Source organism: Embleya sp. NPDC056575 (genome assembly GCF_042793325.1).
In the GTDB taxonomy this organism is placed as follows: Bacteria; Actinomycetota; Actinomycetes; order Streptomycetales; family Streptomycetaceae; genus Embleya.
This window is the reverse complement of the sequence record NZ_JBHTVA010000005.1, coordinates 258761-273670: the sequence shown is the minus strand read 5'-3', so window position 1 is coordinate 273670 and position 14910 is coordinate 258761. Positions and strand designations below refer to the sequence as shown.

General features: G+C 71.9%; 12 protein-coding genes and 2 tRNA genes. 3 read left to right on the top strand and 11 right to left on the bottom strand.

From position 1 onward, the window contains the following. Positions 1 to 1264: 1264 nt before the first annotated feature. The 5 genes from ACFRCG_RS06005 to ACFRCG_RS05985 all read right to left on the bottom strand — a co-directional run bounded on the left by ACFRCG_RS06005 (position 1265) and on the right by ACFRCG_RS05985 (position 8271). Entirely contained in the window at positions 1265 to 2110 is an 846-nt protein-coding gene (locus ACFRCG_RS06005) for a DegV family protein (RefSeq protein ID WP_380029210.1), read from the bottom strand. Between the two features lie 198 nt (positions 2111 to 2308). Next, positions 2309 to 3064, bottom strand: coding sequence for a hypothetical protein (locus ACFRCG_RS06000; RefSeq protein ID WP_380029208.1), 756 nt, complete (start codon positions 3062 to 3064; stop codon positions 2309 to 2311). A 295-nt stretch (positions 3065 to 3359) separates the two neighbouring features. Beyond that, positions 3360 to 6260 carry a leucine--tRNA ligase gene (gene leuS, locus ACFRCG_RS05995; protein WP_380029206.1) on the bottom strand — a complete coding sequence of 967 codons (2901 nt, stop codon included), beginning with the start codon at positions 6258 to 6260 and terminating at the stop codon, positions 3360 to 3362. Between the two features lie 245 nt (positions 6261 to 6505). Continuing rightward, entirely contained in the window at positions 6506 to 7150 is a 645-nt protein-coding gene (locus ACFRCG_RS05990) for a lysoplasmalogenase family protein (RefSeq protein WP_380002992.1), read from the bottom strand. Positions 7151 to 7284: 134 nt separating this feature from the next. Continuing rightward, on the bottom strand, positions 7285 to 8271 hold the full coding sequence (locus ACFRCG_RS05985) for a helix-turn-helix transcriptional regulator (protein ID WP_380029204.1): 987 nt from the start codon (positions 8269 to 8271) through the stop codon (positions 7285 to 7287). Positions 8272 to 8333: 62 nt separating this feature from the next. Here ACFRCG_RS05985 and ACFRCG_RS05980 point away from each other — a divergent pair, with 62 nt between their 5' ends. Beyond that, entirely contained in the window at positions 8334 to 9500 is a 1167-nt protein-coding gene (locus ACFRCG_RS05980) for an epoxide hydrolase family protein (protein WP_380029202.1), read from the top strand. An 88-nt stretch (positions 9501 to 9588) separates the two neighbouring features. On the opposite strand, the gene ACFRCG_RS05975 is transcribed toward ACFRCG_RS05980, so the two are convergent. The 3 genes from ACFRCG_RS05975 to ACFRCG_RS05965 form a co-directional block, all read right to left on the bottom strand. Continuing rightward, positions 9589 to 9661, bottom strand: a tRNA-Ala gene (locus ACFRCG_RS05975). 11 nt (positions 9662 to 9672) lie between these two features. Continuing rightward, entirely contained in the window at positions 9673 to 10449 is a 777-nt protein-coding gene (locus tag ACFRCG_RS05970; protein WP_380029200.1) for a rhomboid-like protein, read from the bottom strand. A 36-nt stretch (positions 10450 to 10485) separates the two neighbouring features. After that, positions 10486 to 11442, bottom strand: a complete 957-nt coding sequence (locus tag ACFRCG_RS05965) for a GlxA family transcriptional regulator (protein ID WP_380029198.1) — start codon at positions 11440 to 11442, stop codon at positions 10486 to 10488. A gap of 137 nt (positions 11443 to 11579) precedes the next feature. Between ACFRCG_RS05965 and ACFRCG_RS05960 the strand changes: the two genes are divergently transcribed. Both ACFRCG_RS05960 and ACFRCG_RS05955 read left to right on the top strand, forming a co-directional pair. Further along, positions 11580 to 12218: an HD domain-containing protein gene (locus tag ACFRCG_RS05960; RefSeq protein WP_380029196.1), complete on the top strand. Its 639-nt coding sequence runs from the start codon at positions 11580 to 11582 to the stop codon at positions 12216 to 12218. Next, on the top strand, positions 12206 to 12667 hold the full coding sequence (locus tag ACFRCG_RS05955; RefSeq protein WP_380029194.1) for a nuclear transport factor 2 family protein: 462 nt from the start codon (positions 12206 to 12208) through the stop codon (positions 12665 to 12667). The genes ACFRCG_RS05960 and ACFRCG_RS05955 overlap by 13 nt, the downstream gene beginning before the upstream one ends. 77 nt (positions 12668 to 12744) lie before the next feature. On the opposite strand, the gene ACFRCG_RS05950 is transcribed toward ACFRCG_RS05955, so the two are convergent. From ACFRCG_RS05950 to ACFRCG_RS05940, 3 genes are all read right to left on the bottom strand, one after another. Next, positions 12745 to 13725: an SDR family NAD(P)-dependent oxidoreductase gene (locus ACFRCG_RS05950; RefSeq protein WP_380029192.1), complete on the bottom strand. Its 981-nt coding sequence runs from the start codon at positions 13723 to 13725 to the stop codon at positions 12745 to 12747. A gap of 138 nt (positions 13726 to 13863) precedes the next feature. Further along, a tRNA-Ala gene (locus ACFRCG_RS05945) sits at positions 13864 to 13936 on the bottom strand. 189 nt (positions 13937 to 14125) lie between these two features. Continuing rightward, positions 14126 to 14887, bottom strand: coding sequence for an SDR family NAD(P)-dependent oxidoreductase (locus tag ACFRCG_RS05940; RefSeq protein WP_380029190.1), 762 nt, complete (start codon positions 14885 to 14887; stop codon positions 14126 to 14128). Positions 14888 to 14910: the final 23 nt, after the last annotated feature.

Below are 14910 nucleotides of genomic sequence, written 5' to 3'. Positions count from 1 at the left end.
GCGACCTGCGGCGGGTGGCCGGGGAGGGGGTCGGGTTGGGTTCCGCCGGGCTTGCGTTCCCGGGTGGGTCGGGTTGTTTCGGCGTGCGTTGTGCTTTGGGTTGCGGGTGGCTGGTGCGGGGCTGGTCAGAGTCGGTGATGGGCCGCCGCCGGCGTGCGGGGCTCCGAGACTCTAAGTTCCCGACGAGACGGGTGTGTTGCTTGCTGAAAACCGGCCGGCAGCGGCGGGCGGGGAGGGCACTCGGGTCGAGTCTGCCGGGGGCCTTCCCGGGTGGGTTGGGCAGGGCGTTTCGAGGTGCGGTGGGCGTGTGGGGGCGGGAGTTCGCGAAACCGGACGATGTGAGGCGCCGTGGACTCGGCGCGAGAGAAAACCGCAGGTCAGCAGGGAGGGAGGTCCTTTCGTGTGCCTCGGGATCCGGTTTCGGCTCCCACTGGGCACTTTCGGTCGGCTCGACGGCCTCCGCGAGGTCGCAACGCCCGAAGCCGCCCCGACCGGGCAGTTTCGGTCTCCACACCGGCATCGAGGAGGCCGGAGTGCACGAAACCGGCACCCGACACCCGACTTTCCACCCCGACACCACAAAACCGCAGGTCACCGAAACCCGAAGCCCACAACCACCCACCGCGATCCGGTTTCGAACCCCACCCCCCTCCAAACACACCCGAAAACGTCCCAACCCAGCAGGAAGGGCGCCTCGGAGGACTCAACCCGACCGCCCTCCCACTGCCGGCCGGTTTTCAGCGAGCAACACACCCGTCTCGTCAGGAACTTAGAGTCTCAAAGCCCCGCACGCCGGCGGCGGCCCATCACCGACTGTGACCAGCCCCGCACCAGCCGGCCCGCAGCCAAAGCGCAACGCACGCCGAAACAACCCGACCACCCAGGAACGCAAGCCCGGCGGAACCCAACCCGACCCCCTCCCCGGCCACCCGCCGCAGGTCGCCCTTCCCCCGACCCGCGCCCCCGCCCCGACGAAACCCCACACCCCGAAGAAGCCACCGACAGCGGCCCACCCCCACGACCCGGACCAACCCCGCGCCACCCGGCCCGCAACCACAAGCGCAACGCCCGCCGGAAACGCCTCAACCCAACCCACCCGGAAAGGCTGACCGACGGGCTTGACCCGAGTGCCCTCCCCCCGCCGCCGCAGGCCGCCTTTCCCGCCACGCACCACCACGCACCGCACCGCACCGCACCACACCGCACCGCACCACACCAACGAGCGCCCGGCGCTCGGCGCTCCAACGCGCGTGCGCGCCCCGCCTCACCGAGGCGAGACCACCACCGCCAGCAGGCCCGGGCCCGCGTGGGCGCCGATTACCGCGCCCACCTCGGTTACGAAAAGTTCGTGCAGATTCGGTAGGCGTTCCCGGAGGCGTGTGGCCAGTGCCTCTGCTCGGTCCGGGCTGGCCAGGTGGTGTACCGCCACGTCCACCGGGCCTGCGCCCGCGTGTTCCACCGCCAATTCCTCCAGGCGGCTGATCGCGCGCGCCGAGGTGCGGACCTTTTCCAGTGGGCCGACCAGGCCGTCGCTCACGTGCAGCAGTGGCTTCACCGCCAGCGCCGTGCCCATGAAGGCCGCCGCCGCGCCGATCCGGCCGCCTCGGCGCAGGTATTCGAGGGTGTCGACGTAGAAGAGGGCCGAAGCCGCCTGGGCCCGCTTTTCCGCCGCGATCGCCGCCTCCTCCAGGGTGGCGCCGTCCCGGGCCGCCTCGGCCGCCGCCAGTACGGCGAAGCCCATCCCCATCCCGAGCGTGCGCGAGTCCACCACCCGCACCGGCACCTCGGCGTCCCGGGCGGCCAGCAGTGCCGCCTCGTACGTGCCGGAGAGTTCGCTGGAGAGGTGGATCGAGACGATGCCCGTCGCGCCCTTCTCGGCGAGTTCGCGGTAGGTCTCCGCGAACGTCTCGGGCGCCGGCCGCGAGGTGGTCACGATCCGGCGCTGGCGCAGGGCGTCGGTGAGTTGGGCCGGGGTGGCCTCGATGCCGTCGTCCAGCGGCCGCCCGCGCAGGACGACCTTGAGCGGGACCACCACGAGGCGGTGCCGCTCCACGAGCTCCTCGGGCAGGTAGGCCGTGGAGTCCGTGACCACGGCGAGATCGGTCGGCATCGTCGGCATGAGCGGGCAACCACCCGGATGTGAGACGACAGGGGGGCGGGGTCGGTGTCCCGGCTACCCGGGGTCGGGTCGCCGATTCGGGACACCACAATCAATTTTCGGTCACCATGCCACGCCCCGGCACGCGGGTGGCGCGCGCCACGGTGCGGCCGGCGCGTCCCGTCGTGGGGGCTCGCCGCCGGCACATGTTCAGGTCAGCCGCTTGCTTTCGGATCGATCGGAGCGACCGAGCCGACCGGAGCGATCCGGCCGATCCGAAGGGTCGGACGCATCGGAGCCGTCCGACCGAGCCGGCCGAGCCGACGGGCCCGGCAACCCCGACGGACCGGTTCCACCCGCCCCGCTCTCCTCCGCATACGCCCGCAAGGCCGCCGCCTCGCGCTCGACGTCGGTGCCGAGTCGGTCCAACTCGTCCTCGCCCAAATGGCGTTCGCGGTCCTGGACGGCCCACCGCAGGGAGGCCGCGGCGTGCTCGATGCGGTCCGCGCGGTCCTTGAGGCCGGGCAGTTCGCGGTCGACCCGGGTCCGGTCCGGCTCACGTTCGAGCAGCTTCAGGTCGGTGTCCAGCGCCTTGGCGAATTCGTCCAACCGGCGCAGCAGCGCGACCGCGTCGGACAGCTGGGCGTCGTGCGCGTAGCCCGCCTCCAGCACCCGCCGGGTCTGGTCGAGCGAACGGCGCACCGATCCGCGCATCCGGGCCGCCTCGCCGGCGCCGCCGGTCAGCGTGTACGAACGGGCCTTCGACGCGGCGTCCTCCACCATGCCGCGCACGCGCGGGGCGTGCCGCTCGATCCGGCGCCGCACCGCGCGGCGCATCATGGTGATCAGGCCCACCACGACGCCCACGAGGACGAGACACGCGAGCACACCGGCGCCCAGCACCACGCCCAGGGTCTCGGCACCGCCCGCCAACTGGGTGGGTGCGGGAACGTCGGCGAGGGCCACGAGGCGTCTCCTGCCTGGTCGGGGCCGGAAGGTACTCACTCACACTAACCCCGCCGCGAGGCTCCGCCACGCACGCGCCGGGAAAACCCCGCGTTCCGGCCGATCGTCACCGACCGGAAACACCCCCGCCACCGACCGGAAATCGCCACACCGAAGCGCCACTCACCCGCGCCACTCACCCACTCACCCGGTCACCCCCGGCCCGTGAGCCGGGCCGCCGCGCCGAGCGACGCCCCCGAGCCGAGCAGGCGAGCCGGCCGCCCCGCGACGAGCGACCGGCCCACCCACCAACCCCCTACGCCGGAACCACGTTCACCAGCTTCGGCGGCTTCACGATCACCATCCGCACACCCGCCCCGTCCAGCGCCGCCACGATCGCCGGATCGGCCAGCGCCAGCGCCTTCAGCTCGTCCTCGCCGATCATCGGCGGCACCTCCAGCCGGGCCCGCACCTTGCCCTTGACCTGCACCACGCAGGTGACGGTGTCCTCGACCAGGTAGGCCGGATCCGCCTGCGGGAACGCCTCGTAGGTGACCGTGTCGCCGTGCCCCAGCCGCGACCACAGCTCCTCGGCCACGTGCGGCACCAGCGGCGCGACCATCAGGACCAGCTTCTCGGCGATCTCGCGCGGCACGGCCGGCAGCTTGACCAGCGCGTTGTTCAGCTCGATCGCCTTGGCGATGGCGGTGTTGAAGCGCAGCGCGTCCATGTCCCGCCGCATGCCGTCGATCGCCTTGTGGGTGGCGCGCAGCGTGGCCTCGTCGGCCGGCTCGTCGACCACGGTCGGCATGCCGGTGCGCTCGTCCACGATGTTGCGCCACATCCGCTGCAGGAAGCGGTACGAACCGACCACCGCGCGCGTGTCCCACGGCCGGGAGATCTCCAGCGGGCCCATCGACATCTCGTACAGGCGCAGCGTGTCCGCGCCGTACTCCTCGGCCATCTGGTCGGGAGTCACCGAGTTCTTCAGCGACTTGCCCATCTTCCCGTACTCGCGGCTGACCGCCTGCTCACCCAGGAAGAAGCCGCCGTCGCGCTCCTCGACCTCGCTCGCCTCGACGTAGACACCGCGCTCGTCCTTGTACGCGAACGCCTGGATGTAGCCCTGGTTGAACAGCTTGTGGAACGGCTCGAACGAGGACACGTGGCCCAGGTCGAACAGCACCTTGTGCCAAAAGCGCGAGTACAGCAGGTGCAGCACCGCGTGCTCGACGCCGCCGACGTACAGGTCCACGCCGCCGGTGTGGCCCTCGTGCCGCGGCCCCATCCAATACTTCTCGACCTCGGGGTCGACCAGCACGTCGGAGTTGGTCGGGTCCAGGTAGCGCAGCTCGTACCAGCACGAACCGGCCCAGTTGGGCATGGTGTTGGTCTCGCGGCGGTAGCTCTTGGGCCCGTCGCCCAGGTCCAGGGTGACGTTCACCCAGTCGGCGTTGCGCGACAGCGGCGTCTCGGGCTTGGTGTCCGCGTCGTCCGGGTCGAAGGTGCGCGGGCGGTAGTCGTCGATCTCGGGCAGCTCGACCGGCAGCATCGAGTCGGGCAGCGCGTGCGCGACGCCGTCCTCGTCGAAGACGATCGGGAACGGCTCGCCCCAGTAGCGCTGCCGGGAGAACAGCCAGTCGCGCAGCTTGAAGTTGACCGTGCCCTCGCCGATGCCGCGCTCGGTCAGCCACTCGGTGATCGCCTTCTTGGCGTCGGCCACGCCCAGCCCGTCCAGGGTGATGCCCTCGCCGGTGCTGTTCACCAGCGCCGCGTCGTAGGACACGAACGCGTCGGCCCAGTCGGTGGTGTCCTCGATCGAGCGGTCGTCGCTGGGCCGGACCACACACCGGATCGGCAGCTCGAAGGCCCGCGCGAACTCGAAGTCGCGGTGGTCGTGCGCCGGGACCGCCATGATCGCGCCGGTGCCGTAGCCCATCAGCACGTAGTCGGCGATGAAGATCGGCACCCGCTCGCCGTTGACCGGGTTGGTCGCGTAGGCACCGGTGAAGACGCCGGTCTTGTCCTTGCCCTCGCTCTGCCGCTCGACGTCGCTCTTGGACTGCGCGAACCGGCGGTACGCGGCGATCGCCTCGGCCGGCGTGGCCGCGCCGCCCGTCCAGACCGCCGGGACACCCTCGGGCCACGCGTCGGCCACGATCGTGTCGACCAGGTCGTGCTCCGGCGCCAGCACCATGTACGTGGCGCCGAACAGCGTGTCGGGGCGGGTGGTGAAGACCTCGATCGGCGCGGCGTCGGTGGCGAAGCAGACCCGGGCGCCCTCGGATCGACCGATCCAGTTGCGCTGCATGATCTTGATCGGCTCGGGCCAGTCCAGCTTGTCCAGGTCGGCCAGCAGCCGGTCGGAGTACGCGGTGATCCGCATCATCCACTGCCGCAGATTCGCCTTGAACACGGGGAAGTTGCCGCGCTCACTGCGACCGTCGGCGGTGACCTCCTCGTTGGCCAGCACCGTGCCCAGGCCCGGGGCCCAGTTGACCGGGGCCTGCGAGACGTACGCCAGGCGGAACTCGTCCAGCACGGCGGCGCGCTCGATGCCGCTCAGGTCGGCCCACGCGCGCCCGTCGGGGGTGGGCCGCTCGCCCTTCTCGAACTGCTCGACCAGTTCGGCGATCGGCCGCGCCCGACCGACGCCGCCGTCCGCGCCGGGCGCCTCGGGGTCGTACCAGGAGTTAAAGATCTGCAGGAAGATCCACTGCGTCCAGCGGTAGTACGCCGGGTCGGTGGTGGCCACCGACCGACGCTGGTCGTGGCCCAGGCCCAGCCGGCGCAGCTGGCGGCGCATGTTGGCGATGTTCGCCTCGGTGGTCACGCGCGGGTGGGTGCCGGTCTGGACCGCGTACTGCTCGGCGGGCAGGCCGAAGGCGTCGTAGCCCAGCGTGTGCAGCACGTTGTGGCCGGTCATGCGCTTGAACCGGGCGTAGACGTCGGTCGCGATGAAGCCCAGCGGGTGTCCGACGTGCAGGCCCACACCCGAGGGGTACGGGAACATGTCCATCACCATCATCTTGGGCCGCCCGGCGACCTTTTCCGGCTCGGCCAGCGGGCCGGCCGGGTTGGGCGCCTCGAACGTGCCGTCGGCCTCCCAGCGGTCCTGCCACCGCGCCTCGATGTCACCGGCCAGGACTGCGGTGTAGCGGTAGGGCTCGGTCGGGGCGTCGGTGTTGCCGGCAGGGCCCTGCGTCATCTCGGTCATCGTCCTCAACCATCGGGGTGTGGGCAGCCGTCGACTGCTTCTTCCGGTTACGGCCGCCTCCGCGAAGCGGCCGGTTCTGGAAACGAAAAGACCCCTCGCTCAGGAGGGGTCGCCGCGCCGAGTCGGGTGGGAGCGGTCTCCACCCGGCCTGCTCAGCGCGGCCCGGTAAGCAGCAGTACGGCACGCATGGCCCCAGGTTACCGCAGGACGCCGTCGGCCCGGGGTCGGCACCCGGGCCGCGCCGCTCACAATCCGGGGGCGGGCCCGGTGGACAGCGACAACACCAGCAGGATCTGGGCGAGATGGTAGGCACCGGCGATCAGCACCGGGGCGTACGGCGTCGGGGCGCGGAACCGGTTCCAGGCGACGAGGGTGTCGGAGACGTAGAACAGGAACGCGCCGGCCACCGCGCTCGGCCGGCCGGTGGCCGCGGCGGCGACGACCATCACCGACACGACGCCGACGTAGACCGGCACCATGCCGGTGTAGGCGGGCGCGGTCTCGCGCGCGCCGGTGACCAGCCGGACCGCGTACGCCCCCGCCGCGAACAGCACGACCACGATGCCCGCCGCGGCCCACAACCACGACCAGCCCATGCGCTGGAAGCCGCCGACGTAGACGCCGTGCGCGAGCAGCGAGGCGGTCACGGCCCCGGCGAACCAGCGGGGCGCGAGCACGTCCCGCGCCAGCGACAGCGCGAGCGCGACGCTGAACAGCGCGCGCAGTGCCCCGTCGACGTCGTCGAACGACCAGACGACCACGATCAGGGCACAGATCACCGCGGGTTTCAGGAGGCGATCGAGAGGGAGTCGTTCCCGGGCGACGGCCACCCAGTCGGCGACCGCGAGCAGGCTCGCGAGCACCAGCACGAGTACGGCGGTGAGGGTCACGTCCGGCGACACTACTTGCCGGAAACCGGACCATTCGCCCACTCGTTCGACCCGTCACGCAACCGTGACGGGAAAAACCCCAATCGTGATCACCGGTGCCGGACGGGGGCGACAAACCGACCCGACCCGCCGCTTCAGCGCGCTCGTGGCGATGCCGGCTCGGCGGGTGTCGAGCGGGCGTAGCGGGTGGTCAAGGCGCGCAGGTGGGCGACCAGTTCCGGGGGCTCGGTGACGTCGAAGTCGTGGCCGAGCAGGCCCAGGTGCACGGCCAGGGTGTCGAGCGAGTCGGCGCCGGTGTCCAGCACGCAGGTGTGCGCGTCGACCACCTCGACGGTGCCCACGGCCGGGTTGATCCGCTCCAGCACCTCGGCGGCGGGCGCGTGCACCAGGACCCGGGCGCGGTACCGCCAGGCGGCGGCCGACACCTTGCCCGCGACGTACCGCGCCGCGTCGCCCTCCGGATCCTCGCGCGGCGCGAACCTCGGCCCGGTCGGGGTGCGCGGGGTGAGCCGGTCGACCCGGAAGGTGCGCCAGGCGTCGCGGTCCACGTCCCAGGCGACCAGATACCAGCGGCGCCCCCAGTTGACCACCCGCTGCGGCTCGACCGTGCGCCGCGTGGCCGCGCCGGTGTGGTCGAGGTAGTCCAGGCGCAGCCGCTCGCGGTCGCGGCAGGCCGCGACCAGGGCGGTGAGCACCTCGGTGTCCACCCTCGTGTCCGGCCGATCCGCGGGCACCGACACCGCGTAGTGCTGCAGCGCGCGCACCCGGCGGCGCAGGCGCGCGGGCAGCACCTGTTCGAGCTTGGCCAGGGCCTGTACCGAGGTCTCCTCCATGCCCGCCATCGCGCCTCGGGCGACGGTGGTCAGGCCGACGGTGACCGCGACCGCCTCGTCGTCGGTCAGCAGCAGCGGCGGCATCGCGGCGCCGGCGGCGAGGCGATAGCCGCCGGTGGAGCCGCGGGAGGCGTCGACCGGATAGCCGAGTTCGCGCAGTCGGTCGACGTCCTTGCGGATCGTGCGACCGCTCACGCCGAGTCGTTCGGCCAGTTCCGAGCCGGGCCATTCACGGGGTGTCTGGAGCAGGGACAGCAGGCGCAACAACCGCGCGGAGGTTTCCAACATTTTCTCAGCGTGCCGCCTCTATAGGAGCGTAGTGTTCCTAATCGGATCCTAGTCTTCTTCTCATGGAGAACAGCAGCAGCACCGCAACCGAGACCGTCGCCGACACCACGATCCGCCCCTTCCGGATCGAGATCCCGCAGGCCGATCTGGACGACCTGCGCGACCGGCTGGCCCGCACCCGCTGGGCCGCCGACGTCCCGGGCGTGCCCGCCTGGACACGCGGGGTGCCGACGGACTACCTGCGGGACCTGGCCGCCTACTGGGCGGACGGGTTCGACTGGCGCGCGGCCGAGGCGCGGCTCAACGCCTTCCCGCAGTTCGTCACCCGGATCGACGGCCAGGACGTGCACTTCGCACATGTGCGCTCCGAGCGGGCCGATGCCCCGGCGCTGCTGCTGATCCACGACTGGCCGGGCTCGTTCGTCCAGTTCGTCGACGTGATCGAGCCGCTGTCGCGCGACTTCCACGTCGTGGTCACCGACACCCCCGGGGTCGGCTTCTCCGGCCCGCTGTCCGGCCCCGGCTGGACCACCGGCCGGATCGCGGGCGCGTTCACCGAGTTGATGGCCCGCCTGGGCTACACCCGCTACGGCGTACAGGGCAACGGCGGCGGCGCGTGGATCGCGGGCGAGATGGGCCGGATCGATCCCGAGCACGTGCTCGGGGTCCACGTCAACGGCCTGGTCACCTTCCCCTCCGAGGACCCGGCCGACTTCGCCGGGCTGACCGAGGGCGAGCAGGCCAGGCTCGCCCGGCTCCAGGAGTTCCGCGACGACAAGATGGGCTTCAACGCGATCCAGTCGACCCGGCCGCAGACGCTCGCCTTCGGGCTGCACGACTCGCCCGTGGGCCAGCTCGCGTGGATCGTGGAGAAGTTCAAGGAGTGGACGGACACCGCGAGCGCGCTGCCCGAGGACGCGGTGGACCGGGACACGCTGCTGACCAACGTCAGCGTGTACTGGTTCACCGGCACCGCCGGATCCTCCGCCAACCTCTACTACGAGATGGCGCACGACCAGGGCGCGTGGGCGCCGAAGAAGCGCGGCACGGTGCCGACGGCGGTGGCCGTGGCGCTGCCGCAGGACGTGGCGATCCGCCGGTTCGCCGAGCGCGACCACCACGTGGTGCGCTGGACCGAGTTCGAGCGCGGCGGCAACTTCCTGTCGCTGGAGCAGCCGGAGTTGCTGATCGGCGACGTCCGCGAGTTCTTCGCGGGCCTGGAGCGGTAGGCACCGACGACCGCGCGGGCGTGGGGCACGCGGGCCGGAAACGATCGAAGGCCGCCTCCCGGTTCGGGAGGCGGCCTTCGACGCGATGTGGAGCTACGGAGAATTGAACTCCGGACCTCTTGCATGCCATGCAAGCGCTCTACCAACTGAGCTACAGCCCCGCGCGAATACGTTATGAGTCTACCCGGTCGGTCACCGTGCTCACGACCAAGGGTGGTTTGAGCGGCGGCGGGGTGCGCAGCGGCCCGGCCAGGCGCAGCACGATCGCGGCGACGAGGCCGCTCATGGCCGCGTACAGGTGCCCGAAGTCCCAGATGCTGTGGTCCACGATCACCGGCAGGACGACCCACACGAACATCACCGCGGCGCCCGCCAGGCGGACCCAGCCGGTCATGATCAGCACCGCCGCGACGCACGAGCCGACCTCGACGTAGCTGACTCCGACGTCGGTGGCGAACGCGATCTTCGCCGGCAGTCGACCCGCCCTGATCGCGCCCTTCTCCACCGCGGCGGTGATCAGCGAGCCGAAAACGTGCGCGCTCGCGCCGATCAGCAACATCCGAGGCGACCCGTAGCGGCGCTCGGCCCAGGCCACCACGGTGCCGAACACGAGCACGTACGTGGCCAGGCCGGACCCGTGGTCGGCCACCCAGAAGGCGCTGGTGAGCAGCGCTTCCACCGGATCGTCGCCGAGGCGGAACAGGTTGGTGCTGTTCAGCTTGGTGAGCAGGTCGATCAGCCGTGGCGGCGACGTGCGTTGCACCACGGTGGACGCGGTGAAGATGGCCATGTAGGTGAAGGTGACGGGTGCGGACAGGACCCACGCGTGCAGTCGCCGGGTCCACGGGCTCAGCCGGTTCACCCAACGCCGTGCCCACCACCACCGGTTGCCGAACCCGCGCAGCACGTACCACGCGACGACGAGGCCGAGCCCGATTCCGACGATCACGCCGGGCCGGTGCCCGAAGCCGATCGTGGCCAATCCCTAGCCCGTCGTGCTGCGGAAGCGGGCCCGGTAGGCGGAGGGGGTGATGCCCAGGCGGCGCAGGAACGCCCGGCGCAGCGACTCGTCGCTGCCGAGACCGCTGCGCGCGGCGGCGGCGGTGACCGTGGCGCCCGCGGCGAGCAGCGCCTGGGCCGCCTCGATCCGCACCGCCTCGACGTACACCGCCGGCGTCGAGCCGACCCGCTCGTGGAACAGCCGGGTCAGGTGGCGCGGACTGAACCCGCCGAGCCGGGCCAGCGCGGGCAGCGAGTGGTCGGCCGCCGGATCCGCCGCGACCGCGTCCAGCACCGGGCGCAGCGGGTCGTCGGCGCCCGGCGGGGTGCGCGAGGGCACCGAGAACTGCGATTGGCCGCCGGGGCGGCGCAGGAACACCACCAGGTCGCGGGCCACCTCGCGGGCCAGGTCGGCGCCCTCGTCGGCCTCGACCAGGGCGAGTGCGAGGTCGATGCCGGCGGTGACCCCGGCCGAGGTGTAGACCGAGCCGTCGCGGACGAAGATCGCGTCCGGCTCGACCGTGATCGCCGGGTGGTACCGGGCGAGCAGCGCGGCGTGCCGCCAGTGCGTCACGGCCCGCCGCCCGTCCAACAGGCCGGCGCGGGCCAGCACGAACGCCCCCGTACACACCGACGCGATCCGTTCGCTGACCTCGGCGAGCGCGGCCACCGCGTCGAGCAGCGCGAGCGGCGGCGCGTACTGCGGGAACTCGACCGATCCGGGCACCACGAGGGTGTGCGTGGCGTCGATCTCCGCCGCGGCGGCGTCCACCATGAGCCGGGTGCCGGCCGAGGTGGTCACCGGCTCACCGGTCGGCGAGCACAGCGTCACGGTGTACGCCCCGCCCATGCGCTCGGCGGTGCCGAACACCTCCAGCGGTGCGCTCACGTCCATCAGCCGTACTCCGTCGTAGCCGAGCACGGCCACATTCCTGCGTCGCATGACATCCAGGCTAGCCGGAGAGCGTGTCCGAATCCGAGGGATCGGTGTCCGGATGGACATGGCCCCGAACGGGCACGGAAGGCGAGGCTCGACGCAGACACAAACCCGCCACCGACATCCAGGAAAGGACCGACGCCATGTCCGAACGCATCGCCGACGTCGACATCCCCGACAGCGCGCTCGCCAAGGAGGCGACCGAACTGGTCCGGGACACCGCCGGCCCGCTGCTCTACGACCACTCGCGCCGCGTGTACCTGTTCGGCGCGCTCCAGGGCCGCCGTCGGGGCCTGGTCTTCGACCCCGAACTGCTCTACGTGGCCGCGCTGTTCCACGACCTCGGACTGACCGCCGAGCACCGCGACTCGCAGCAGCGCTTCGAACTGGACGGCGCCGACGCGGCCCGCGACTTCGTGCTGCGACACGGCCTCTCCGCCGAGCAGGCCCGCGTCGTGTGGACCGCGATCGCCCTGCACACCACCCCCGAGATCCCCACCCGGATGGAGCCCGAGGTCGCCCTGGTGACCGCCGGCGTCGAACTCGACGTGCTCGGGATCGGCCTCGACGACCTCTCCGAGCAGGCGCGCGCGGCCGTGGTCGCCGCGCATCCCCGCCCGGACTTCAAGCGGCGGATCCTGCGCGCGTTCACCGAGGGCATCGAGCACCGCCCGCGGACCACGTTCGGCAACGTCAAGGCCGACGTCCTGGACCGGTTCGTCCCCGGCTTCGAGCGCACGAACTTCGTCGACGTGATCGAGCAGTCGGGGTGGTCCGAGTGAGGCCGCCGCTGCCCCCGTTCACCGAGGCCGACGCCCGCGCCAAGGTGCAGGCCGCCGAGGACGCGTGGAACACCCGCGACCCCGAGCGTGTCGCGCAGGCCTACACCCCCGACTCGGTGTGGCGCAATCGGGACCGCTTCGTCACCGGCCGCCCGGCCATCGTCGCGTTCCTGACCGAGAAGTGGGCCCGCGAGCAGGACTACGCGCTGCGCAAGGAGTTGTGGTCCTACACGGCCGACCGCATCGCGGTCCGCTTCCAGTACGAGTGGCACGACGGCGCCGGCGCCTTCTGGCGCAGCTACGGCAACGAGTTGTGGGAGTTCGCCGACAACGGCCTGATGCGGCGGCGCGAGGCGAGCATCAACGACGTCGCGATCACCGAGGCCGATCGGCGCATCCACGGACCTCGGCCGGTCGAGGAGCACGGGGTCGGATTCCCGCTCGCGTGAGCGGGACGAGGGGTGGATCCGAGGACGCGTCGACCGTCCTCGGGCCCACCCCTCGAACCCGACCCGCCCCGGCACCCTCAGTCCCCGCGTCCTCCGCACTCCCCCGCCCACGGGTGGGTGAGTTCCTGGCACCGCCGCCAGAACCAGGCCCGGTCCGGCCGGCTCTCGCGGGTGGCCGCGCGGTAGTGGGTCGGGCGCGGGACGCGGTCCTGCCAGAACAGCCCGGTGGTGCGGCCGGGTTCGTCCGCCGCGCACAACCACACGGCGGTGTCCGCGCCCTCCTCGGGGCTGCGCAGGAGCGGTGCGGTCAGCCGGCGGAAGGTGGGCATCGACGCGCGCAGCCCCGGGGTGTCGGTCCAGCCCGGGTGGGTGGCGTGCACGACCGGGCCGCCGTCGCCCAGGTGTTCGGCCCACAGTTCGGCGAGCACGACCTGCATTCGTTTGGTCCGGGCGTGGGCGACGGTCGGCCGGTAGGGGCCGCGTTCGTACTCGATGTCGTCCACCGGCAGCCGCTGGGTGTACATCCCGCCCGAGCTCATCCACACCACCCGCGCGCAGGAGGCGGCGTCGGTGGCGAGGAGCCGGGTGAGCAGATGCGGTCCGAGCACGTGCACCGCCAGGCACATCTCGTGCCCCTCGGCCGTCACCGCACGCTCTCGGGGCAACACGCCGGCGTTGTGCACGAGCGCGTGCAGCGGACCCTGTTCGGCCCGCAGCTCCTTCGCGAGGCGGGCCACGTCCGGCAGGCTGCCCACGTCGCAGCGGCGCACGGCGAGGTCGGCCCCGGGCACCAGTTCGGCGACCCGCCGGCCGGCCGCCTCGGCCCGCGCCGCGTCCCGCCCGACCAGCACCACGGTCGCGCCGAGATCGGCCAGGCCGGTCACCGCCGCCTCGCCGATCCCGGACGAGGCCCCGGTCACCACCACGGTCCGCCCCTTGAGCGCGGCCTGCTCGGGGTCGGCGGCGAATCCCGACCGCCGCACCCGGTACCCGATCCGGCTGTATCCGGGCACGATCGCCCGGTCCATCGCCCGCTCCCAGAACCGACTCTCCGTCATCGCATGCTCACCTTCGTCGAGATCCCGAAGGGAGAATGCCCGGAACGGGGCTTTCACACTTTTTCCACCGATGCCGCGTCGGGGACGCAAAAAAGACCGCCTCCCGAACGAATCCGGAAGGCGGTCTCACCATCTCTGTGGAGCTACGGAGAATTGAACTCCGGACCTCTTGCATGCCATGCAAGCGCTCTACCAACTGAGCTACAGCCCCGCTATTCACTTGGGCCGGATGGGCTTGCCCTCCCGACCACGAGTACTTTACACGCTCCCCCGCACCGCCTCCAAACGCCTTTCCCGGCACCGATCGCGGGGTGACCGGGGATGCGCGGAGCGCGCTCGTCGAGCCGCCCCACCCACCCCCGCCCCGCCGAGACGCCCGGACCCCGTCCGGCGGACAGGGCTAGAAGCTGCCGACCGGCCTGACCATCCCGGCCATGGCGCCGCCGTCGACGACCAATTCGGTGCCGGTCAGGTAGGACGCCGCGTCGGAGGCGACGAAGGCCACCACCTCGGCGACCTCCTCGGGGGCGGCGATCCGGCGCAGCGGCACGGACGGGTACTTCCCCGCGCCCTGCTCCAGCCCGACCGCGGCGATCATCGGGGTGTCGATGGTGCCCGGGTGTACCGAGTTGACCCGGATGCCGTGCTCGCCGACCTCCAGGGCGACGGTCTTGGAGAGCCCGCGTACCGCCCACTTGGTCGCGCCGTAGGCCGCGTGTCCCGGCATGCCCTCCAGGCCGGCCTGGGACGAGATGTTGACGATCGAGCCGCCGCCGCGCGCCTTCATCGCGGGCAGCACGGCCTGCATGCCGTGCCAGACGCCGAAGAAGTTGACCCGCATGATCCGCTCCACGCGCTCCGCCGTCTCGTCGGCGAAGCCCCTGGTCCAGTAGATCGCGGCGTTGTTGACCAGGATGTCGAGGCCGCCGAACGCCTCGACCGCGACGTCCACCACCGCGGCCCAGTCCGCCGGATCGGATACGTCGTGCCGGACGAAGCGCGCGGCGGCGCCCAGTTCGGCGGCCACCCGCTCACCCTCCTCGGTCAACAGGTCGGTGAGCACCACCCGCGCCCCGGAGGCCACGAACAGGCGCGCCTCGGCCGCCCCTTGCCCACGGGCGGCCCCGGTGACGATCGCCACCTTGCCGGTCAGATCAGCCATGCCCACGCACCCCATCCACGTCG

Bases quoted from the DNA above. Each gene is read 5' to 3' on its own strand.
- leuS (WP_380029206.1), bottom strand. From the start codon at position 6,260: ATGACCGAGATGACGCAGGGCCCTGCCGGCAACACCGACGCCCCGACC.
- ACFRCG_RS05985 (WP_380029204.1), bottom strand. From the start codon at position 8,271: ATGTTGGAAACCTCCGCGCGGTTGTTGCGCCTGCTGTCCCTGCTCCAG.
- ACFRCG_RS05950 (WP_380029192.1), bottom strand. From the start codon at position 13,725: ATGACGGAGAGTCGGTTCTGGGAGCGGGCGATGGACCGGGCGATCGTG.
- ACFRCG_RS06005 (WP_380029210.1), bottom strand. From the start codon at position 2,110: ATGCCGACCGATCTCGCCGTGGTCACGGACTCCACGGCCTACCTGCCC.
- ACFRCG_RS05940 (WP_380029190.1), bottom strand. From the start codon at position 14,887: ATGGCTGATCTGACCGGCAAGGTGGCGATCGTCACCGGGGCCGCCCGT.
- ACFRCG_RS05960 (WP_380029196.1), top strand. From the start codon at position 11,580: ATGTCCGAACGCATCGCCGACGTCGACATCCCCGACAGCGCGCTCGCC.
- ACFRCG_RS05965 (WP_380029198.1), bottom strand. From the start codon at position 11,442: ATGCGACGCAGGAATGTGGCCGTGCTCGGCTACGACGGAGTACGGCTG.
- ACFRCG_RS05980 (WP_380029202.1), top strand. From the start codon at position 8,334: ATGGAGAACAGCAGCAGCACCGCAACCGAGACCGTCGCCGACACCACG.